The 19,898-nt window shown below is 64.9% G+C and carries 16 protein-coding genes and 2 pseudogenes; 17 read left to right on the top strand and 1 reads right to left on the bottom strand.

The genetic code is table 11. The features are described from left to right. Positions 1-87 precede the first annotated feature (87 nt). From V5F63_RS07060 to V5F63_RS07140, 17 genes and pseudogenes are all read left to right on the top strand, one after another. The gene (locus tag V5F63_RS07060; protein ID WP_209488370.1) at positions 88-1,539 is read left to right on the top strand and encodes an aldehyde dehydrogenase family protein; all 1,452 of its coding nucleotides are present in this window, start codon (positions 88-90) and stop codon (positions 1,537-1,539) included. 34 nt (positions 1,540-1,573) lie between these two features. Next, the gene (locus V5F63_RS07065; RefSeq protein WP_394102154.1) at positions 1,574-3,364 is read left to right on the top strand and encodes a thiamine pyrophosphate-binding protein; all 1,791 of its coding nucleotides are present in this window, start codon (positions 1,574-1,576) and stop codon (positions 3,362-3,364) included. A gap of 34 nt (positions 3,365-3,398) precedes the next feature. After that, a complete protein-coding gene (locus tag V5F63_RS07070; RefSeq protein WP_394029046.1) occupies positions 3,399-4,634 on the top strand; it encodes an ABC transporter substrate-binding protein in 1,236 nt (411 codons plus the stop codon). 54 nt (positions 4,635-4,688) lie between these two features. Further along, a complete protein-coding gene (locus V5F63_RS07075; RefSeq protein WP_209488373.1) occupies positions 4,689-5,558 on the top strand; it encodes a branched-chain amino acid ABC transporter permease in 870 nt (289 codons plus the stop codon). Continuing rightward, positions 5,555-8,122: a branched-chain amino acid ABC transporter ATP-binding protein/permease gene (locus V5F63_RS07080; RefSeq protein WP_394102153.1), complete on the top strand. Its 2,568-nt coding sequence runs from the start codon at positions 5,555-5,557 to the stop codon at positions 8,120-8,122. The genes V5F63_RS07075 and V5F63_RS07080 overlap by 4 nt, the downstream gene beginning before the upstream one ends. After that, entirely contained in the window at positions 8,122-8,958 is an 837-nt protein-coding gene (locus V5F63_RS07085; RefSeq protein WP_209488375.1) for a sugar phosphate isomerase/epimerase family protein, read from the top strand. The genes V5F63_RS07080 and V5F63_RS07085 overlap by 1 nt, the downstream gene beginning before the upstream one ends. Next, positions 8,955-9,869 carry an NAD-dependent epimerase/dehydratase family protein gene (locus V5F63_RS07090; protein WP_394102152.1) on the top strand — a complete coding sequence of 305 codons (915 nt, stop codon included), beginning with the start codon at positions 8,955-8,957 and terminating at the stop codon, positions 9,867-9,869. The genes V5F63_RS07085 and V5F63_RS07090 overlap by 4 nt, the downstream gene beginning before the upstream one ends. A gap of 10 nt (positions 9,870-9,879) precedes the next feature. After that, on the top strand, positions 9,880-10,302 hold the full coding sequence (locus tag V5F63_RS07095) for a cupin domain-containing protein (RefSeq protein WP_209488377.1): 423 nt from the start codon (positions 9,880-9,882) through the stop codon (positions 10,300-10,302). Between the two features lie 12 nt (positions 10,303-10,314). Continuing rightward, complete coding sequence (locus tag V5F63_RS07100; protein WP_394102150.1) at positions 10,315-11,283, top strand: NAD-dependent epimerase/dehydratase family protein; 969 nt, start codon at positions 10,315-10,317, stop codon at positions 11,281-11,283. A 191-nt stretch (positions 11,284-11,474) separates the two neighbouring features. Next, positions 11,475-12,164 (top strand): SDR family oxidoreductase, encoded by a 690-nt coding sequence (locus V5F63_RS07105; protein ID WP_394102149.1) that lies wholly within the window; start codon positions 11,475-11,477, stop codon positions 12,162-12,164. Next, positions 12,161-13,870: an FAD-dependent oxidoreductase gene (locus V5F63_RS07110; RefSeq protein ID WP_394102148.1), complete on the top strand. Its 1,710-nt coding sequence runs from the start codon at positions 12,161-12,163 to the stop codon at positions 13,868-13,870. Before V5F63_RS07105 ends, V5F63_RS07110 begins: the two co-directional genes overlap by 4 nt. A gap of 62 nt (positions 13,871-13,932) precedes the next feature. Further along, positions 13,933-14,657 (top strand): annotated as a pseudogene (locus V5F63_RS07115) (IS3 family transposase); the annotation flags it as partial. A 107-nt stretch (positions 14,658-14,764) separates the two neighbouring features. Continuing rightward, positions 14,765-15,136 (top strand): annotated as a pseudogene (locus V5F63_RS07120) (transposase); the annotation flags it as partial. Positions 15,137-15,498: 362 nt separating this feature from the next. Continuing rightward, positions 15,499-17,781 (top strand): FdhF/YdeP family oxidoreductase, encoded by a 2,283-nt coding sequence (locus V5F63_RS07125; protein ID WP_394102146.1) that lies wholly within the window; start codon positions 15,499-15,501, stop codon positions 17,779-17,781. Between the two features lie 28 nt (positions 17,782-17,809). Continuing rightward, positions 17,810-18,067 (top strand): hypothetical protein, encoded by a 258-nt coding sequence (locus tag V5F63_RS07130; RefSeq protein WP_394029106.1) that lies wholly within the window; start codon positions 17,810-17,812, stop codon positions 18,065-18,067. 241 nt (positions 18,068-18,308) lie between these two features. Continuing rightward, positions 18,309-19,022 (top strand): cytochrome c oxidase assembly protein, encoded by a 714-nt coding sequence (locus tag V5F63_RS07135; RefSeq protein ID WP_394102145.1) that lies wholly within the window; start codon positions 18,309-18,311, stop codon positions 19,020-19,022. Beyond that, complete coding sequence (locus tag V5F63_RS07140; RefSeq protein ID WP_209488381.1) at positions 19,019-19,525, top strand: CopD family protein; 507 nt, start codon at positions 19,019-19,021, stop codon at positions 19,523-19,525. The genes V5F63_RS07135 and V5F63_RS07140 overlap by 4 nt, the downstream gene beginning before the upstream one ends. Here V5F63_RS07140 and V5F63_RS07145 read toward each other — a convergent pair. Then, a complete protein-coding gene (locus V5F63_RS07145) occupies positions 19,486-19,896 on the bottom strand; it encodes a DUF2231 domain-containing protein (protein WP_394102144.1) in 411 nt (136 codons plus the stop codon). The two genes, V5F63_RS07140 and V5F63_RS07145, sit on opposite strands and share 40 nt — an antisense overlap. Positions 19,897-19,898 lie beyond the last annotated feature (2 nt).

The following is a 19,898-nucleotide window of genomic DNA, read 5'->3' on the forward strand; positions in this document are numbered from 1 at the left end:
TTATAGCACCCAATGTAAATCGGTATTTTCGCTTATGCCCAATCGGCTCTAAGCCGCAAAGGAACGAGAAAACGGGGAGTTGAAGCAATGGCAGATGCCGCGGCGCCGCAAATTACGGCCGCTTTGCCTGCCTGCCGGCTGTTGATCGGCGGCCAGTGGACGAAAGGAGCGTCCGCTGCGGCCGTGATGGACAAGTTCCGCCTTGAGCCGTGCATGTATGCTCAACTGCCGTCACGCCAGCAGGTGTCAGATTGCGTTGCCGCAGCCGATGCCGCCTTTCAGGCCAGCACTCTGACTCCCTATGCGCGCGGTGCCATCCTCGATCGTGCCGCCGCGTTGATCGAGCAGCGGGCGGAAGAGCTTGCCGACGCACTGGGCAAGGAGGCGGGCTTCCCGCGCCGCGACGCCCTGGGCGAGGTCCGGCGCACGGTGGTCACATTCGGGCTCTCCGCCGAGGAAGCCCGCAACTTTCGCGGCCAAACGGTTCCCATCGAAGGCGCGGCCGGCCAGGCCGGACGGCTCGGCTTCACCCTGCGCGTGCCGCTCGGGGTCATCTGCGCCATCACGCCGTTCAACGCGCCGTTGAACACGGTCGCCCACAAGGTCGGCCCCGCGCTGGCCGCCGGCAATGCGATGGTCCTGAAGCCATCGCTGCATACGCCCATGTCGTCCTGCATCATGGCCGAGTGTCTCCTCGAAGCGGGACTTCCCTCGGGCTTGATGTCGGTCCTCCATGGGGATGCCGAAGTCGCGCAATGGCTGCTCCAGGAGCCGCTGGTGCGCTTCTACGCCTTTACTGGCAGCACCGAGGTGGGGCGGTCGATCCAGGCGGCCGCCGGCTTGCGGCGCACGCAGATGGAACTCGGTTCGATCGCCCATTGCATTCTCTGCGAGGACGCCGATCTCGACGTCGCGCTGCCGAAGGTGATCAACGCCAGCTATCGCAAGGCCGGGCAGGTCTGCACCTCGATCCAGCTCCTGCTGGTGCAGCGGCCTCTGATGGCGCACGTGATCGATCGCCTGGTGCCGATGGTGAAGGCGCTGCCATACGGCGATCCGGCCGATGACAGGACGGTGGTCGGGCCAGTGATCAGCGAAGCATCGGCGCGGCGCATCGAAGCTTGGATCCGGCACGCGGTCGATCACGGTGCGCGTCTCCTGGCGGGCGGCGAACGCGAGGGCGCCGTCGTTCCGCCGGCCCTGCTCACCGACGTCCAATCGAGCACGCCACTCGGCTGCCAGGAAGTGTTCGGACCCGTGCTTTGCGTCGCGCCGTTCGATTCGATGGACGAGGCGATCGCGCGCATCAATTCGACGCCGTTCGGCCTGGCCGCCGGCATCTTCACCAAGCGTATCGATGTTGCGATGCAGGCCGCCCTCAAGCTGCAGGTAGGCGGCGTCCACATCAACGAGACGCCGAGTTCTCGTGTCGACGTCATGCCCTATGGCGGCTCCAAGGATAGCGGCTTCGGGCGGGAAGGCCCGCACTACGCGATCCGCGAGATGAGCGAAGAACGCATGATCACCATCTTGGCCTGAGATGCTTGGCGACCAAGAACCACAGGAAAAAATTATGGCAAAAATGAAGGGTGGCGAAGTCATCGCCGAGTATCTTGTCAAGCAGAACGTGCCCTTCGTCTTTGGGATCTGCGGACACGGTAACGTCGGCATCCTGGACGCGCTGCACGCAGTCCGCGACAAGGTCAAGCTGGTGTCCCCGCGTCATGAGCAGTGCGCCGGGCATATGGCGGACGCATATTTCCGCGTGAAGCATCAACCCGTCGCCACGCTGACATCGACCGGGCCGGGGTCGGCCAACATGGTGATGTCGCTCGCGACGGCGCTGGCGGATTCCTCCACCTTCATGGCCATCACCGCCAACGTGCCGACCTCCCAGGCCAATCGCGGGCCGTTCCAGGAGCTGTACGCGCATAACCAGGCCGACTTCGCCCAGGTTCTTCGCCCGGTGGTGAAGCGCTCGTTCCAGCCCAGCCGCGTCGACATGCTGCCCCTGGCACTGCGTCAGGGCTTCGATACCATGGTCACGGGCCGTCCCGGACCGGTCAACCTCGACATCCCCTATAACGTTTTCCAGGAGGAAGACGACGTCGAGCTCCCGCCCCTGTCCCATGTGCATGGGGGGCATCGTCCCAGCGCCAGCGCGGACGATGTGGCGGCGGCACTCGATCTCCTGTCGAGCGCGAAGCGTCCCGTCTTCTTCATTGGTCACGGTACGACGCTCGCGGAAGCGGGTCCCGAGATCGCGGAATTGCAGCACAAGCTGGGCATCCCGGTCATCACGTCGCCGAATGGCATGGGTTGTGTTCCCGCCGATGACCCCCTCACGCTCGGCTTCATCGGTCGAAATGGGGCCTATCCGGCCAACCAGGCCGGCCGTTTCGCGGATCTGGTGATCTGCATTGGCACGCGCTTTGACGATCGCTCGTCGTCGAGCTGGCATCCCGGCTACTCCTGGAACTTCCCGCACACGAAGCTGCTGCAGGTGGATATCGATCCGGCGGAGCTCGGCCGCAACTATCCGCCGACCCTCGGCATCATCGCCGACGCCAAGGCGTTCGCCGCCCAGATGATTGCCGCGCTGCCGGAGCATCCCGAGATCACCCGCGAAGCCTTTGCGCCATGGCGCGAGGACGTGGCGAAATGGGTTGCCGAGTGGGAGGCGTTCGTGCGCCCCAACTTCAGTTCGGTGACGACGCCGATCCGGCCGGAGTATGTCGTCGGCGCGCTGCTCGACGTCCTGCCCGACGATGTCATCCTCTCGCTCGATTCCGGTGTGCACCACAATTGGTTCATGCAGTTCTGGAAGCCTAGGCGCTCGCAGAGCATGCTGAACAGCTGGGGCTATTCGTCCATGGGCTTCGGCGTCTGTGGCATCCTTGGCGCGCAGCTGGCGGCGCCCGATCGTCCCTGCGTGGCGGTGGTCGGCGACGGCGGCTTCATGATGGCGCCCTATGTGGTCGCCACGGCGGTCGAATATGATCTGCCCTGCATCTGGATCGTGTGGAACAACTTCGCCTGGGGCGCCATCCGCGACCTGCAATACGGCCTGTTCGAAGGCCGCGAACTTGGCACCGCCTTCTACAAGGGCAACCAGGGCCCCGGCGGCGATCGTTACAATCCCGATTTTGCGGCCTGGGCGCGCGCCTGTGGCGCCGACGGCGTGACCGTCACCCGCAGCGAGGATCTGCGTGGCGCCGTCGAGGCGGCGATCAAGAATCGTCGCCCCTGTGTGATCGACGTGCATGTCGATGCGGAGGTGCGGCCGCCGTCGACCGGCACATGGGAATTGCCCCCCATCCCCTTCAAAGAACCAGTCTTCGGCAAACCCCACCGCACGAGCTGAAGCAAAACACCAAATAATACGGGAGGAGAACAACATGACGAAAAGTCCTACTCAGCGAAGAGCCTTCATCGGTGCCATTGCCGGCGCCATGGCGCTCTCGACGTTGGGCCTTGGGGCTGCTTATGCGCAGTCCGCAGAGCCCATCCGCATTGGCCTGATCTATTCGAAACAGGGTCCCGGCGCAGCCATCGGCCAGTATCTGCAGCGCGGCAGCGAACTCGCCGTGGAGCAGGCCGGCGGCAAGGTGCTCGGTCGTCCCATTGAGCTGGTGTGGCTCGACGAGCCCAATCCGCAAGTTTCTCAGCAGAACATGCAGAGGCTGGTCGACGAGAGCAAAGTGGTTGCGGTCGTCGGTGGCAACTATAGCTCGTCGGCACTGGCGATGATGAGTGTCGCCAATCGCGAGAAGATCCCGCTGATCCTGACCGGCGCTGCGGCCAGCGAGATCACCGGAAAGAGCTGCAGCCGCTATACATTCCGGACCCAGGCGACCGTGCCGGTCCAGATGGAAGGCCTGATGCCTTACGTCTCGCAGATCGGCAAGAAGGTGTACTTCATCACGGCGTCCTATGCGTTCGGGCAGGACATTCTCCGCGCCTCGCGCGCGCTGCTCAAGAAAGTGGGCGCAACTGAAGTTGGCGTCGATGAAGTTCCGATCAATACGGCCGACTACAGCTCCTACATCCTGAAGATCCGCCAGGCGAAGCCTGATGTCGTCGTCGGCGGCCTCGTGGGCGGCGATTTCTCGAACTTCCTCAAGCAGTGGAACGAGATGGGGATGAAGGACAAGATCCCCTACGCCGCCATCGCCGTGACCGACACCGATTTCTGGGACGTGGGCGCCCAGGCGTCGACCGGCATCTATGTGAAGCCGTGGTATTACAACAATCCGAAGAATACGGCGGCGGAAAAGAAGATGACCGCCGATTTCGAGAAGAAGTATCACGAGCCGCCGTCCGACAAGACGTGGTCGGGCTGGATCGGCATGCGTGCCCTGCTCGAATCGATCGAGGCCGCCAAGTCCACGGATCCGAAGGCGATCGTGACCCAGCTGGAGAAGTGGAAGAACACCGAAGAGGCCTTCCCATTCTTCTTCCGCGAATGGGATCACCAGATGGTGCGTCCCGCCGTCATCGTCGGCGTCAAGAAGCAAATCACCGACAAGTGGGACTATTTCGATGTTCTGAAGAATACGTCCGACTCGGCTGCCAGTACCGAGGCGGCGTTCGGCACCAAGGAAGAGGTTGGCTGCAACATGCCGCCTCTCTGAGCCGTCAGGTCGCACGGCGCCCTGTTTCGTCGCAGCTTCCGAACGGATGGAAACATGCTTGACACCCTCGTCTCACAGACAGCCAACGGTCTTGTCCTTGGCTTCATCTACGTCCTGATTGCCGTGGGACTTTCCATCACGTTCGGACTGCTCGGCGTGATCAATTTCGCGCACGGCGCGTTCTTTGCGCTGGGTGCCTACGCGGCCTGGCAATTGTTCCAGCTGTTCGGCTGGCCGGCGGTGATCTTTGCGCCGCTCCTGGTCGGATTGGTGGGCATGCTCGTGGAGGTGACGATCATCCGTCGCCTCTACGGCAAGGAGCCGTTGCTGAGCCTGATCGTGACGTTCGCGCTTGCTCTGCTGATCGAAGCGCTGATCCGCTATATCTGGGGGGCGGATGGCAAGCCCTTCAACGCACCGCCGGCCCTGCTCGGGATCGTCGAGGCCGGGCCGCTGCTGATCACCAAGTATCGCGTCGCCGTGCTCGGCGCCACCATCGCGACCCTGCTCGGCCTTTGGGCCTTTCTGGCCTGGACGCCCTATGGCCGGGTTCTGCGCGCCGGCAGCCGGGATCCCGAAATGGTGGAACTGCTGGGCATCAACCTGCCGCGCGTTTTGACGGCGGTGTTCGGCCTTGGCTGCGGGCTGGCGGCCATTGCCGGCGTGCTTGCGGCCCCGCTCTGGACCGTCTCGCCGTCGATGGCGGCGAATGCGGTGATGCCGGCCTTCGTCGTCGTGGCCATCGGCGGTCTCGGATCGTTTCGTGGCGCGGTCGTGGCCGGCCTCGCCGTCGGCATCGTCACGTCACTCACAATCCAGTTCAAGCCCGAGGCTGCCGCAGCTTCGATGTACGTCCTGATGTTTGCAATCATGCTGCTTCGGCCGCGCGGCCTGTTCGGCGAGCGCTGGGAGCGATTCGAATGACAAATGGTCGCTCAATTCTGTACCGCCTCTGGGACCACCCCATCTTCATCATGTCGGTGGTGCTGATCGCGGCGACGGGCATCGCGCTCGCCACGGGCATGCCGATCCATCGCATCACCCAGATCGCCATCTACACGCTCTATGCCGGCGGTGTGAACTTCCTGATCGGCTATGTCGGACTTGTCCCGTTCGGCGCCTCCTTCTTCTTTGGCTGCGCCAGTTACGCCCTTGCCATCGGCAGCGGCATGCTCGGTGGCAACGAGATCACCGGCATCATCATCGCCGCGCTGTTCTCGCTGCTTCTGGCCCTGGTTGTCGGTGCCATCATCCTGCGGCGGCGCGGCCTTTATTTCTCGTTGCTGACGCTCGCCTGCTCGCAGATCGCTTTCGAAATCGCGTTCAAATGGACCAGCGTGACCGGCGGCGAGAACGGCCTGCAGAATGTCGAGCGGCCGCTGTTCGGTTCGGCGGTGTCGTTCCACATCTTCGCGCTGGTCACGGTTCTGGGAAGTTGCTGGGTCATGTGGCGCCTGGCTCACGCACCGTTCGGACGGTTGATGCAGGCGATCCGCGACAACGAGCAGCGCGTATCGAGCCTCGGCTTCGACACCTACCGCACGAAGCTGATCGCGCTCATCGTCGCGGGCGGCGTCATCGGCGTGGCGGGTGGCCTCATGTCGCTGCTGCTGCAAGGCGTCTATGCCAACAATCTGAGCTGGCAGCATGCCGGCGACCCGGTGCTGATGGCGGCGCTGGGCGGCGTGCACCACTTCCTGGGTCCGCTGTGGGGCGCCATCATCTTCATCACGCTTGAAGACCGCCTCAGCGCGTTCACTGAAAACTGGTGGCTGCTCTTCGCCCCCATCATCATCGCCTTTGCCCTGCTGTCCCATGAAGGCGTGCAAGGCATCTTCCAGCGCCTGATCGGGCGCAGCCGCTGGACGCTGACGCGGTCGGTGATCCCGCCCCGTCCGTCGAAGATTGCGCCGCTCACATCGGCCCAGGCGGTCGTTTCGGACTCTTCGGCGCCAATTCTCCTGATCCAGAACGTGTCGAAGCGCTTCGGCTCGATCGTCACCCAAGAGTCAGTCTCGCTGGAGGTGAGCCGGATCGGCCTGCACAGCCTGATCGGTCCCAACGGCGCTGGCAAGACGACCTTGTTCAATCTCCTTACCGGCGTTCACAAGATCGATGCCGGCGCCATCCTGTTCGAAGGCGAGCCGATCCAGCATCTGGCGCCGCACAAGCGGGCGCGGCTCGGCATGTCGCGTTCGTTCCAGATCCTGAGCGTATTTCCCAACCTCACGACCTTTGAGAACGTGCGTATCGCGGTGCAGGCCGCGCAGCGCCAGTGGGGCGGCTACTGGAATGACGCCTATGACAACGAAGCCGCAAACGCCAAAGTGTGGTCGCTGCTCGATGCCGTGGGCCTCGCGGACCGGGCGGGAGAGACGTGCGCATCGCTCGCGCACGGCGAAAAGCGCCTGCTGGAAATCGCTGTGTCGCTGGCGACGGAAGCCAAGCTTCTGTTGCTCGACGAACCGCTGGCCGGCCTTGCCGAGTCCGATCGCAAGGTCGTCAGCCGCCTGATCCAGCGCCTCGCGAAGTCCTACGCGGTGCTGCTCATCGAGCACGACATCGACCGCGTCCTGTCCATGTCGGACCGCATCACCGTGCTGCATCAGGGCCGATTGATCGCCGATGGCAAGCCGTCCGAGGTGGCCGGGCATCCGGAGGTGATCGCAGCCTACCTGGGCAGTGCCCATGGCAAGGCACTGCCGCCACCGCGGGCCGCCGCGGATCGTCCGGTCCCCACGTCCCCTGCGTCCGCGGCTCCGCTGCTCAAGGTCGAAGGCATTTTCGCCGGCTATGGCGGAGGCACCGTCCTCGATGGTCTGGATCTCGTGGTCCAGCCGGGAGAAGTCGTCGCCCTGCTGGGTCGCAACGGCGTCGGCAAGACCACGTCGCTGCGGGCGATCACCGGCGTGCTGCCGCTGGCCGCGGGGCGGATCACCTTCGACGGCAAGGAGATCAGCGGGCTGCGCCCCGACGAAATCAATCGCCTGGGCATATCGCTGGTGCCCGAAGGCCGTCGCTTGTTCCCCAACCTGACGGTCGAGGAGAATCTCAAGCTGGCGGCGCGGCGCGGCGGCGCTTCACAGGAGGAAATCTGCGATCTGTTCCCGAAATTGCGGGGGCTGATGCGGCAACGGGCCGAAAACCTCTCCGGGGGCGAACGCCAGATGGTCGCGATTTCGCGCGCACTCATGGTGCCGAGCCGTCTGATCCTGCTCGATGAGCCGTTCGAAGGCCTCGCGCCCGCCGTCGTGCAGGAGGTCCGTGAGGCTGTCGCCAAGCTCACCCGGAAGGCCAGCCTCGTGATCGTTGAACATCACGCCGAGAGCGTTCTGGCGATGGCTGATCGGGCCTACGTGCTGGTCAGCGGCAAGGTGGCGTTCAGCGGCGATGCCGAAACGCTGGCGGGCGATATCGCGCTGCAGGAGCGGCTGCTGGGCATCACCAAGGTCGCCGATCTGGCTCCAACCGAATTGCGGGCGGTCTGATGGCGCGCGACATCGGCATCAACACCTACGGCTATATCTGGTCCACCCCGGCGGCCGCGTGCGTGCGCCGTCTGGGGCGGCTCGGCTATCGCCAGATCGAGTTCCTGCTGCAGCCCCCGCATCTGTCGTTCGACGATTTCGGACCAGCCGCGCGGCGCGAGCTGCGTGCGATTCTGCAGGATGCAGGCGCCTACAAGACCGCGATCAACCTGCCGAGCCTCGACCACAACCTCGCCAGCCCGTTCGCGCGCGTGCGGGCAGCGTCGGTGAAAATGTTCGAGGACACCATCGATCTTGCCGCCGATATCGGTGCCGGGACGGTGGTGGTGGTGCCGGGGCGGATGAGCCCGCTGTTTCCGCCGAGCGTCGCGGATCGCACCGGCTGGGTCGGCGATGGCATAGGCAAGCTGTTGCCCCATGCCGAGGACCGTGGCGTCGGCCTCGCGATTGAGAACGTGCCGTTTGCCGCCTTTCCGGATGCGGCTGCGTTGGAACGGTTTGTGCGCGGATACACCTCGCCGGCGATCGGGGTGTGCTACGACGCGGCCAACGCGCATTTCATCGGGGAAGACCCTGCCGCGGGCATCCGGCAACTCGCCGATCTGCTGCGGATCGTGCATTTGTCCGATACCGGGCAGGACAAATGGCGTCATGACCCGATCGGGACCGGAACCGTGCCGTTTGCCGAGGTCGCCAAGGCGCTCGACGCGGTCGGCTTCGAGGGCGCCACCACCCTGGAGATCATCGGCCAGGATCCCGATGCCGCCATCCTGAGCAGCCATCGCGCGCTGGAGCCCCTCGGCTTCGTGCCGTGCACGGCCGGAGTTGTCCCATGAGCACCATTCTCGTCACCGGGGCCGCCGGATTGCTGGGGCGGTTCGTCGTGCGCGAACTGATGGCGCATGGCCATCATGTGCGGGGTCTCGATCGGCGCGCCGGCGATGCCCATATCGACTGGCACGTGGGCGATGTGACGTCGCCCGAACTGGTGCAGCGCGCCATGGCCGGAGCCGATGGCGTCCTGCACCTGGCGGCTATACCGAATATCTGGTCGGGTGACGGCCAGACCATCATGCGCGTCAACCTGCTCGGCACATATACCGTGCTCGACGCGGCGGAAGCGGCAGGCGTCGGGCGCGTGGTTTTCTGCTCAAGCGATTCCGTGGCAGGCTATACGGTGCGCGAGGGCCGGATGCTGGCGCCGCATTATGCGCCGCTCGATCTCGATCATCCGCTCCTCGCAACCGATCCCTATGCCATCAGCAAGGTGGCCGGAGAAGACCTCGTTCGCGCCTACGCGCTACGCGGCCTCTCGGCGGTGGCGCTGCGCACCGTTTTCGTCGCCTATCCCGAAATGGCGGGCGAGATCGTGGCGCGGGCCAGGGATCCGGATCGCTACCGCGGCCCGATGGTGGGAGGCCCGTCATCGGCCGGCGGCGGCCCGTTGCATCACCACATCGACCCGCGCGATCTCGCCCGTGCCTTCCGGCTCGCCTTCGAACTTCAGATGGAGCCGGGCGCGTTCGAGCGCTTCTACCTGTCGGCGCAGGTGACGCTGTCGCCCGAGCCGACCCTAGACCGGCTGCGCCGGCTGCATGGCGGAGCCGTCGAAATTCGCGATCGGGACGTCTATTCCCGCCAACCCTTCGCGCCGCTTTATGACCTGTCCCACGCGGCCGAAGGTCTGGGCTTCGTCGCCGAACATGACCAGCGCCACCTGCTTGCCGGCCTCCCAGCATTCTCTTGAGGAGTTATCAATGACCTTCGTCTCTCCCGAACCGAACGCCTTCGCCGATGCCGGCGAAAAGAAATATGCGGTCACCCGGAATCTCGCCGAACTGCTCTGGATCCAATATCCGGGGCACTTCAATCAGGCGCTCTCGAAGGCGATCGTGACGCCCGAGACCGTCGGCAGCCGGTTCTTCGACCATCGCATCTCGTGCTACGAGCCCGGTGCCCATGTGGAAAGTCATTCGCACAAGGTCCAGGAGCAGATCTATCACGTGCTGAGCGGCGAAGGCATTCTGACCGTCGACGGCGAGCGCCGCCTCGTGCGCGCCAATGACGTGACCTACATTCCGCCCGGTGTCGTGCATGAGTTCCACTGCACCGGAACCGATACACTGACATTCCTCGTGATCACCTCGCCGCCGACGGACGACGAGCCGCAGCCGCGGTGACGGGGGGTCACCATGGCAAAGAAAATTCTCGTCACCGGCGCCAGCGGCTGGCTCGGCAGCGCCATCGTGGAGGCCCTGCTGAAGCGGGGCGATGCGGTCGTTGCGACCGATATCGCGGTGTCGCCCGCGATCGCCGCGCTCGCGGCGCACCAGCCGCAGCTGGCGACTGCGATCGCCGATCTGGGCGAGTGGCATCAGGTGGTTCACCTGTTCGAGACCTATCGACCCGATGCGGTGATCCACGCCGCCGCGATCGTCGGCGTGGTCCAGGCGGCGGACATTCCGATCAAAGCCCAGCGCGTCAACGTGGAGGGCTCCATCAACCTGTTCGAGGCCATGCGCCTCGGCGGCGTGAAGCGGGTCATCCATATCAGCACCGAGGAGACCTATGGCGATTTCCGCGCGCCCGTGATCGACGAGGATCATCCGCAGACGCCCCTCAGCGTCTACGGCCTCACCAAACTTGCTGCCGAACATTACGGCCGGGTCTATTCCCGCGAGCACGGCCTCGAATGCATCAATGTGCGGACCTGCTGGGTCTACGGCCCGCATCTGCCGCGCCTACGGATGCCGCGGACGTTCGTCGAGGCGGCCCTGCGCGGGGAACCCTTCCACCAGGCCGATGGCGGGACCTTCGCGGTCGATCAGGTCTACATCGACGACACGGTCGCCGGCGCGTTGCTGGCGCTCGACAAGCCCAAGCACACCTATGACGCCTACAATATCGCGACGGGCGTCTCTCCCACGCTGCGTGACACCGCGGAGGCGGTCAACCGGGCCGTTCCAGGGGCAAGGATCACGGTCGGCGACAATGGCCCGTATCACCACGGCGGCCGGATCTTGAGCGCGCTGAAAGGCGCCCTCGATATCAGCCGGGCGAGGACCGAGCTTGGCTATGCGCCACGCTACGATCTTCAAAGCGGCATCGAGGCAACCATCGTGGCGACGCGGGAACGAATGGCCGGTCCACCGTCCTCCTGACGGGACAGCCCGTCAGGATCGCTCTGCCGCCTGCGCCTGTGCGCCATGCCATCGCGCGCGATCCGGCGGATCAAAGAGGGGTGGTTCGGGCGGCGCACGCCGGATGAGTTTCATCTGTCGCGCTCGAACCGCCGGTGTCCTCCCCATCCCCTTTTCTAGAGGACCATCTTATGACGACGTCATCTCCCGTAGTGCTCATTTTCGGCGGTTCGCGCGGCATCGGTGCCGCCTGCGTCAAGGCTTTTTCCGACGCCGGCTGGCAGGTCGCCTCGACCTATTCGACCCAAGCCTCCGCCCCGGCCTCCGGCAAGAGCTATCAGGCCGACATCCGCGATGCGGCGTCGGTGGCCAAGGTGTTCGATGAGGTCGAAGCCGATTTCGGCGCCGCGCCGCAGGCTGTCATCGCCAATGCCGGCGTCAACGTGCCCGGCGCGCCGATGGTGAGCTTCAGTCCGGACCACTTCCGCCAGCTGATCGACATCAATGTCGTCGGCGCGTTCAACGTGCTCGCCGAATCCGCGCGCCGGGTGAAGGACGGCGGCGCGATCGTGGCCGTCACGACGTCGCTGGTACGCCACGCCGTTCCCGGCACCGGCCCATATACGGCGACCAAGGCCGCCGTGGAAAGCCTGGTGCGCGCGATGGCGAAGGAACTGTCAGGCCGTGGCGTGCGCGTCAACGCCGTGGCTCCGGGGCCGGTGGACACCGACCTCTTCAACGCGGGCAAGACCGACGAAGCCAAGCAACGCATGGCCGGCTTCAGTCCATTCAACCGTATCGGCCGTCCGGAAGAGATTGCGGAGGTCGTGCGCTTCCTCGCCTCCGAGCAGGCATCCTGGGTGCAGGGCCAGATCGTGCAGCCGAATGGCGGAATGGTATGACATCATCGGGTCCTGATGCACCGGACGAGGTCTTCGACGTCGTCGTGGTGGGCGCGGGTGCCGGCGGCCTCACCGCCGCGAGCACCGCGGCGGCGCGGGGCTGCTCGGTCCTGCTGCTTGAGCAGGCCGATGTCGTCGGTGGCACGACGGCAATCTCCGGCGGAATGGTATGGATTCCGGCCAACCACAAGGCTTCCGGGCAGTGTCCAGACAGTCTTGAGGCGGCGCGCACCTATCTCGCGGCAACTGTGCCCGGCACCGACCGGACGCGGCTGGAGGCCTTCCTGGCGAGCGGCGACGCGGCGATCCGCGATCTGGAAGCGCGCACCAGCCTGCGCCTGCAGCCGGTCGTCACCTATCCCGACTATTATCCCGATCTGCCCGGTGCGACGTCAGGCGGGCGCGTGCTCGAACCCGTCCCGTTCGATGCGCGCGTCCTCGGCAAGGCCTTCGCGCTGGTGCGCGATCCGCTGCCGGAATTCACCCTGTTCGGCGGCATGATGATTAGCCGTCAGGACATTCCGCACCTGCGCCGTATGACGAAGTCACCGCGAGCAGCGTTGCACGTGGCAAAACTGCTGTTCAGATACGGCGTGCAGCGTCTTGGCGCCCGCCGCGGCACCACGCTTTACCTCGGCAATGCCCTCGTAGCGCGGTTGCTGAAATCCGTCATCGATCTCGGCGTCACCCTTCGCACCGGCATGACGGTAGAAGCGCTGCAAGCGGGTGGGAACGGTCGCATCGCGGTGCTGGAAACGCGGGATGCGGCGGCGCGCGCGGGGCGCGTGGGCGCGCGCCGCGGTATCGTGCTCGCCACCGGCGGCATCTCGCACGATGGGGAACTGCGCCGCGCCTTCGTCCCGGATAGCGCAGGCGCGCTGACGGCGACGGTGTGTCCCGGCACCGCACCGCGCGGGGCGCGGTTGGCGACGGCGATCGGAGCCCAGCTCTCAGCGCCGACACGCGATGGCGCCTTCTGGGTACCGGCTTCGACCTTTACGCGGGCGGACGGCAGCCGCGGTGTCTATCCGCACACGGTGACAGACCGCGCCAAGCCGGGTCTGATCGCCGTCGATAGCCATGGACGGCGTTTTGTCAACGAGGCCGTGTCCTATCACGAATTCGTCCGTGCCCAGCTGGCGCATGCCAGCAGCGCAATCCCGGCCTGGCTGATCTGCGACAGCCGCTTCCTCTGGAAGTACGGGCTCGGCAAGATCAAGCCGTTTGCCGCCTCGGTGCGGGCAGACGTCACGTCGGGCTATCTCAAGTGCGCTGATACGATCGGCGCGCTCGCCCAGCTGATTGGTGTCCCACCCGACGAACTGGAACGCACCATCGCCACGTTCAACGCGCACGCCGATTGCGGCGAAGATCCGGCGTTCGGGCGCGGCTGCAATATCTATCAGCGATCGCTCGGCGACGCCGACCAGCAGCCCAATCCCTGCGTCGCGCCGCTGACGACTGCGCCGTTCTACGCCGTCGCCGTGATGCCTGCCGATCTCGGCATGTCGGCAGGCATCGTCACCGATGAAGAGGCGCGCGTGCTGGCGGTCGACGGCAAACCGATCCCTGGCCTGTATGCCTGCGGCAACGATATGGCCTCCATCATGGAAGGTGCCTATCCGGGGCCGGGGATCACGCTCGGTCCCGCTTTGACATTCGGCTGGCTTGCGGGACGAAACGTTGCAGCGGAGCCCATGGCGTGACGACACCCTCATCCATGCCCGACGTTCTCGTCATCGGCGGCGGCAACGCGGCCCTGTTCGCCGAGAACTTCGCGGTCTACGGCGTGCGCAAGGTGTGGCGGCAGATGATACGGGAGGTTTTTCCGTAGCCCGCTGTACCGTCGAGCGGCTCATGCGTGAGATGGGCCTAGCAGGCGTGATCCGGGGCTGGCCGGTTTGCACGACGATCGGCGACAAGGCAGCCATGTGCGCGCTCGATCCCGTCAACCGCCAGTTCCATGCGCCATCGCCGAACAGGCTCTGGGTGTCGGATTTCACCTATGTCGCGACATGGGCGGGGTTCGTCTACGTCGCTTTCGTGATCGACGGTTTCGCGCGCTATATCGTAGGGTGGGCGTCAGTCGGACGGCGCATGTCAGCTTTGTGCTGGATGCGCTCGACCCGGCGCTTCAAGATCGCCGGCCGGTTCATCGTGGGGGCCTGGTCCACCATAGTGATCGCGGATCGCAGTACGTGTCCATCACGTACACCGAGCGCCTCGCCGAAGCCGGGATAGAGCCCTTGGTCGGCAGCGTCGGCAACAGTTATGACAACGCTTTGGCCGAGACCATTAATGGTCTCAACAAGGCCGAGGTCATCCATCGGCGTGGGCTATGGCGATCCCTCGAACCCGTAGAATACTCGACCCTCGGAACGGGTCGACTGGTCCAACAATCGGCCCCTGCTGGAGCCAATCGGTAATATCGCGCCAGCGGAAGCCGAGGAACGATACTATTCCATGCTCGACGAAGAGCGCATGGCCGCATAACTTAAACCAAATAGCCTCTGGCAAAATCCGGGGCGGTTCAGAGAACTGACCTGCGACCCTAATCCTCCTCCAGATTTGGATCGAGTCCGTCGACACGGAGACGGACGATTCGTGCCTCACGGTTCACTGAGGAACAGATCATTGGGATGCTGAAGGGGCAGGAGGCGGGAGCAAAGACCGCCGACGTCTGCCGCAAGCACGGCATCTCCTCGGCCACCTTCTACAAGTTCAAGGCGAGGTACGGGGGCATGGACGTGTCCGATGCCCGCCGGCTGAAGGCGCTTGAGGATGAGAACGCCCGCCTGAAGAAGCTGCTCGCCGAGCAGATGCTGGACAACGCCATCCTGAAGGATGTCGCCGCAAAAATGGAGACGCCCGATGCGAGGCGTAAAGCCGTGGCCCTTGCCTGTGCCGAGCACGGGGTGAGCCTGCGTCGGGCGTGCAAGGCCCTGAGCGTCGATCGCGCCAGCCCGCGCTACCCCACCGGAAGCTGCTGGTGCTGGCGCTGCAACTCCATCACACAGGCGCAAATCCGTGCGTACCGCGCTGGTGGAGGCGCTCAGCCTGAGGCTCACCTTCCACGGCGTGCATGAGAACGCCGGCCTTGAGGCCGACGCAGCCTTCGCCTGCGAGCGGCAGGTGGACCAGGAGGGTCCGCCGCATCCTCTCCGACGCTCAGCCGGTGCTGGGCCGTTAGATCCGCTTGCCGGCGACCTGAGCCGGGGCTGCCTTTCTCCGGAACGGGGGGAGGGACTCACATGGAAGTGTCGCCGTGGATCTTACCTAAGGGAACATTGTGGCCATCACGTCATTGGCCCCTGTGAAGCGCAGGGAGAATGGCATGACGGAACGGGCCCACCATGAATCCTACGATCAACCCGTCGGGGGATGGGGTTCCGCAAAGTCGCTCCTGAAACATTCGACCGAGCAGCGCGCGCTTCACACCGTTTCAGCCCTGCTCAAGGACCACAACAAGACGGGCGGATACATGTGCACCGGTTGCGCATGGGCCAAGCCTGCTAGTCCCCATACGGCGGAATTCTGCGAAAACGGTGCTAAGGCGACGTTTTGGGACCTGACATCCAACCGCACCACGCCGGAATTTTTCTCCCGGCGTACGGTGACCGAGTTGCTCGGATGGTCCGACTACGATCTGGAGAATGCCGGACGCCTCACCCACCCCATGAGATACGACGCAGTCACCGACAGCTATGTCGCCGTGGACTGGGACGAGGCATTCCGGGAAATCGGAGAGAAGCTCAAGTCCTACCCACCGGAGGACGTGGTCTTCTATGCCTCCGGGCGTGCGTGCCTCGAAGCCTCCTACATGTATCAGCTGCTTGCGCGCCTGTACGGTAACAACAATCTGCCCGACAGCTCTAACATGTGCCACGAAACCACATCCGTGGCCCTGCCGCAGAGCATCGGGACTCCCGTTGGTACGGTGCTGCTCAAGGACTTCGAAAAGACAGACTGCATCTTTTCTTTCGGACAGAACGTGGGCACAAACGCGCCGCGGCTGCTCCACAGCCTCCAAGAGGCGCGAGAGCGCGACGTCCCCATCGTGGTGTTCAACCCCTTGCGCGAAAAGGGGTGGGAAGAATTCGTCAATCCCCAGCGTCCCGTCCAGATGCTGAAGAACAGCCCGACCACTATCGCCACACAATATTACCAGGTACGCGCCGGCGGCGACATCGCCGCCATGATCGGCATCGCCAAGGCGCTTCTGAAGATGGACGACGAGGCCCGGGAAGCCGGCGCCGCGCGCGTGTTGGACGTCGGCTTCCTCGCAGACCACACCGACGGCTTCGAGGCCTTCGAAACCCTCGTCCGGACAACCTCCTGGGACGAGATCCTCATCGAATCCGGCCTGCAGCACGCTGCGCTCGAGGCGGCGGCGCTCACCTTTGCCCGCGCGGAATCAGTGATCGCCATCTATGGCATGGGACTGACCCAGCATCGCCTCGGCGTGGACAACATCCAGACCCTCGTTAACCTCCTCCTCATGCGCGGGCAGATCGGCAAGCCGGGCGCCGGCATCTGTCCGGTTCGGGGGCATTCCAACGTGCAGGGGCAGCGGACCGTGGGCATCGCCGAGAAGGCTGAACTGGTGCCGCTCGATCGGCTGGCCGAGCAGTTCGGCTTCGATCCGCCGCGCAAAGACGGGATGAACACCGTCGAGGCCTGCGAAGCCATCGTGGAAGGCCGGGTTCGCGCCTTCGTCGGGCTCGGCGGCAATTTCGTGCGGGCGATCCCCGACCGCACGCTGATGGAGGAGAAGTGGCGCGGGGTGGACCTGTCCGTCCAAGTGGCCACCAAGCTGAACCGGACCCACCTCGTCACGGCCAAGACGACCTACCTGCTGCCCACGCTCGTGCGATCGGAGATCGATCAGCAGGAGAGCGGCCCGCAGATCGTGACGATCGAGGACTCCACCACCTGTATCCACGGCTCCCACGGCAAGTTCGAGCCGGCGGCTGACACCCTTCTGTCGGAGCCACGGATCATCGCGGAGATCGCCAAGGCGACGCTGCCGCCAAATCCACGCGTGCCCTGGGACAGTTGGGTTGGCGATTACGCTCTCGTGCGCGACGCCATTGAGAAGACGTTTCCGGACGACTTCCGCGACTTCAACGCCCGCCTCGACACGCCCGGCGGCTTTCCACGCCCGGTTCCAGCCCGCGATCGCGAATGGACCACGCCCAACGGCAAGGCAAACTTCAAGCTGCCGGGTGCCTTGTCCTCCAGCTTCGACCGCGGGGAGGACGCAGACATTCTGCGGCTGATCACCCTGCGCTCCAACGACCAGTTCAACACCACGATCTACGGCTACGTCGACCGCCTGCGGGGCCTCAGCGGGTCGCGCATGATCATCATGATGAACCGTGACGACCGCGTTCGTCTCGGCCTTACCGAAGGCGGCATGGCGCGCATCGAGACCGCCGTCGATGACGGCAGGCACCGCTCGATGGGCGGCTTTCAGGTGATCGACTACGAAATTCCTCCCGGGACCTGTGCCTCCTATTACCCCGAGTGCAACGCCCTGATTCCGCTGTCCCATCACGACGAGCAGAGCAAGACCCCGGCGGCCAAGTCGGTCCCGGTGCGCATCCATCCCGATTGATCTTGCCGCCGCAGGGACTGGCGTATGGCTGGGCTACGCGGGCCGGACGGTGACGCAGAAGATCGCTGGGCTCGTGCTTCCGATTGCGGCCTTCGTTGCTGTCGGGCTCGAACCCTCCGTCGCCAACATGACCTGCTGCCTTACGGCTACATGGTGCAGCTTGCGACGGAGCCGGCGGGGGGCCGCTTTCGATCGCCGCCATGTTCGGCAATATCGCTCCCACGACCCTTGGCAATATGGTCGGGGGCGCTCTCGTTGCGCTGGCCTATTGGTACGCGTTCGCTGAGTACCTAAAGGCCGAAGCGCCCGGCGGCTTTGCGGCGCGGCAGAAGGCCCCGGCCTAAACGCTTTTCTGCGGAACCGGACGGGGCGGCGGATCGTTTCGATGGGAGGCGGTCACGCTCAACCTTCATCGCGGTTGGCGCGAAACCGCTGTGCGTTCGGGGAAGCTAGGTAACGAGCAGTAGCGGTTCGCTTCGCCGGCGTCGGGCCCGGTCCCAGCATTGTCGTTTGGTCAGGAAACCGCCTTGGACGAGATTGTCCCCTATTGCGGTCCAGCCCCAGAAGTCGTCTCGACGGCCTGGAATTTTGCGCCATTGCCGCTCAGCCTAGCGGCCTTTCCGCTGGTGGCCGCAGCTTTCATCCCAGCGCCGCGCCGGGGGGCGGTGGTCTTCGCCTCCGCAATGCTGTTGGTTGCGTTCGTTTCGCCCCTATGCGCGCTAACGGTCGTGCTGTTCGCTGCGCGGGGTCTGCATCATCTGCTTCTCATTCTCGCCGCGGCGCCAGCGCTGGCCCTGGCCTTCCCCATCCGGCGGTCGGGGACGCATGTGGCCGGGTTCATCGGCCTTTCGGTGTGCCTTTGGCTGTGGCACCTGCCAGCCGCCTATACTCTGGCCTGGAACGACCCGGCCATCTATTGGCTGATGCAGGCAGGACTGGTCGGGTCGGCCTGGGCGTTTTGGTCCCATGTTCTCCACGCGGAGCGCCCGCGCGAACGCGTTGCTGCGACCGGCTCTGTCCTGGCATTGACGGGCCAGATGGGCCTGATCGCCGCCCTGCTTACCTTCTCCCCGCGCATCCTCTACCCGCAACACGCGCCGTTCGTAACCACCTACGGCCTCGATGCCCTCGCCGATCAGCAGCTTGCGGGCCTTGTCATGTGGGTTCCAGGAATGCTTCCGCTCGCGCTGCTCGGCGCGCTGCTCTTGCGGCACAGTTGGCGGGAGCTGGCGCTACCATGATCGCCCTGATGAAGGGAATCCATATCGTCGCGCTAAGCCTGTGGTGCGCCGGCCTGGTGGTGCTCCCGGTCATCCTCCAGATCTATGGCCGGCGCGAAGAAGTCCGCACGCAGGCGGGGTTTTCCGAATTCCGGCTGCTGGTCCACGCAGCCTATACGCGCATCGTCACCCCGGCCGCCATCGTCGCCATCGCCGCCGGGACGGTGTTGATCTTCGCCCGCGGGCTGACGGCGCCCTGGCTGATGGCCAAGCTCGCCGTCGTGGCGGCCATGGTTCTCATCCACGCCTGGCTTGGACATTTGGCGACGCGCTCTGCAGAAGAGCGCGGATCCTATTCGATGCCGCTGGCGCTCGCCTCTCTGCCGGCGAGTCTCACCTGCATGGCGGCGGTGCTTTACCTCGTCCTCGCCAAGCCCGATCTGCAGCCCCTGATCGAAGCCCTGCCGCGCGACCTGCGCGTGCCTCAGGGCCGTTCGATCCCCTCGACCCTTGTGCCGATTTGATAATCGAAGACCAGCTTGCCGCCATGCCAGCCCGTCAGGGCGGTCATGCCAGCCGAGAGGAGCGACAGAGCGAGCCCGACCGGCAGCACCGCGCCTTCCGGATCGCCGATGCGGATGATCCAGTTTGCGCCGAGGATCGAGAGCAGCATCACGGCGAGGATGAAATGCGTCCAGCTTGCGGAGCGGTTCCGGATGCCGCGTACCAACAGCAGTTCGGCCGTGCCGGTGATGCCCGCGAGGACGCCGAGAGCGAAGGCGCCGAAGATCGCGTAGCCGGCCGCCTCCGCCCAGAAGTCGTTTCCGGTCCACATATAGAGGAGGTCGGCACCGAGCGTGCTGAAGGACAGGGCGATCGGAAAGGAGACGAGCATCG

Source organism: Xanthobacter wiegelii (assembly GCF_043193855.2).
GTDB classification, from domain to species: domain Bacteria; phylum Pseudomonadota; class Alphaproteobacteria; order Rhizobiales; family Xanthobacteraceae; genus Xanthobacter; species Xanthobacter flavus_A.

Excerpts from the sequence above, each read along its gene's own strand:
- V5F63_RS07060 (WP_209488370.1), top strand. The coding sequence starts at position 88 with ATGGCAGATGCCGCGGCGCCGCAAATTACGGCCGCTTTGCCTGCCTGC.
- V5F63_RS07065 (WP_394102154.1), top strand. The coding sequence starts at position 1,574 with ATGGCAAAAATGAAGGGTGGCGAAGTCATCGCCGAGTATCTTGTCAAG.
- V5F63_RS07070 (WP_394029046.1), top strand. The coding sequence starts at position 3,399 with ATGACGAAAAGTCCTACTCAGCGAAGAGCCTTCATCGGTGCCATTGCC.
- V5F63_RS07075 (WP_209488373.1), top strand. The coding sequence starts at position 4,689 with ATGCTTGACACCCTCGTCTCACAGACAGCCAACGGTCTTGTCCTTGGC.
- V5F63_RS07080 (WP_394102153.1), top strand. The coding sequence starts at position 5,555 with ATGACAAATGGTCGCTCAATTCTGTACCGCCTCTGGGACCACCCCATC.
- V5F63_RS07085 (WP_209488375.1), top strand. The coding sequence starts at position 8,122 with ATGGCGCGCGACATCGGCATCAACACCTACGGCTATATCTGGTCCACC.
- V5F63_RS07090 (WP_394102152.1), top strand. The coding sequence starts at position 8,955 with ATGAGCACCATTCTCGTCACCGGGGCCGCCGGATTGCTGGGGCGGTTC.
- V5F63_RS07095 (WP_209488377.1), top strand. The coding sequence starts at position 9,880 with ATGACCTTCGTCTCTCCCGAACCGAACGCCTTCGCCGATGCCGGCGAA.
- V5F63_RS07100 (WP_394102150.1), top strand. The coding sequence starts at position 10,315 with ATGGCAAAGAAAATTCTCGTCACCGGCGCCAGCGGCTGGCTCGGCAGC.
- V5F63_RS07110 (WP_394102148.1), top strand. The coding sequence starts at position 12,161 with ATGACATCATCGGGTCCTGATGCACCGGACGAGGTCTTCGACGTCGTC.
- V5F63_RS07125 (WP_394102146.1), top strand. The coding sequence starts at position 15,499 with ATGACGGAACGGGCCCACCATGAATCCTACGATCAACCCGTCGGGGGA.
- V5F63_RS07140 (WP_209488381.1), top strand. The coding sequence starts at position 19,019 with ATGATCGCCCTGATGAAGGGAATCCATATCGTCGCGCTAAGCCTGTGG.
- V5F63_RS07145 (WP_394102144.1), bottom strand. The coding sequence starts at position 19,896 with ATGCTCGTCTCCTTTCCGATCGCCCTGTCCTTCAGCACGCTCGGTGCC.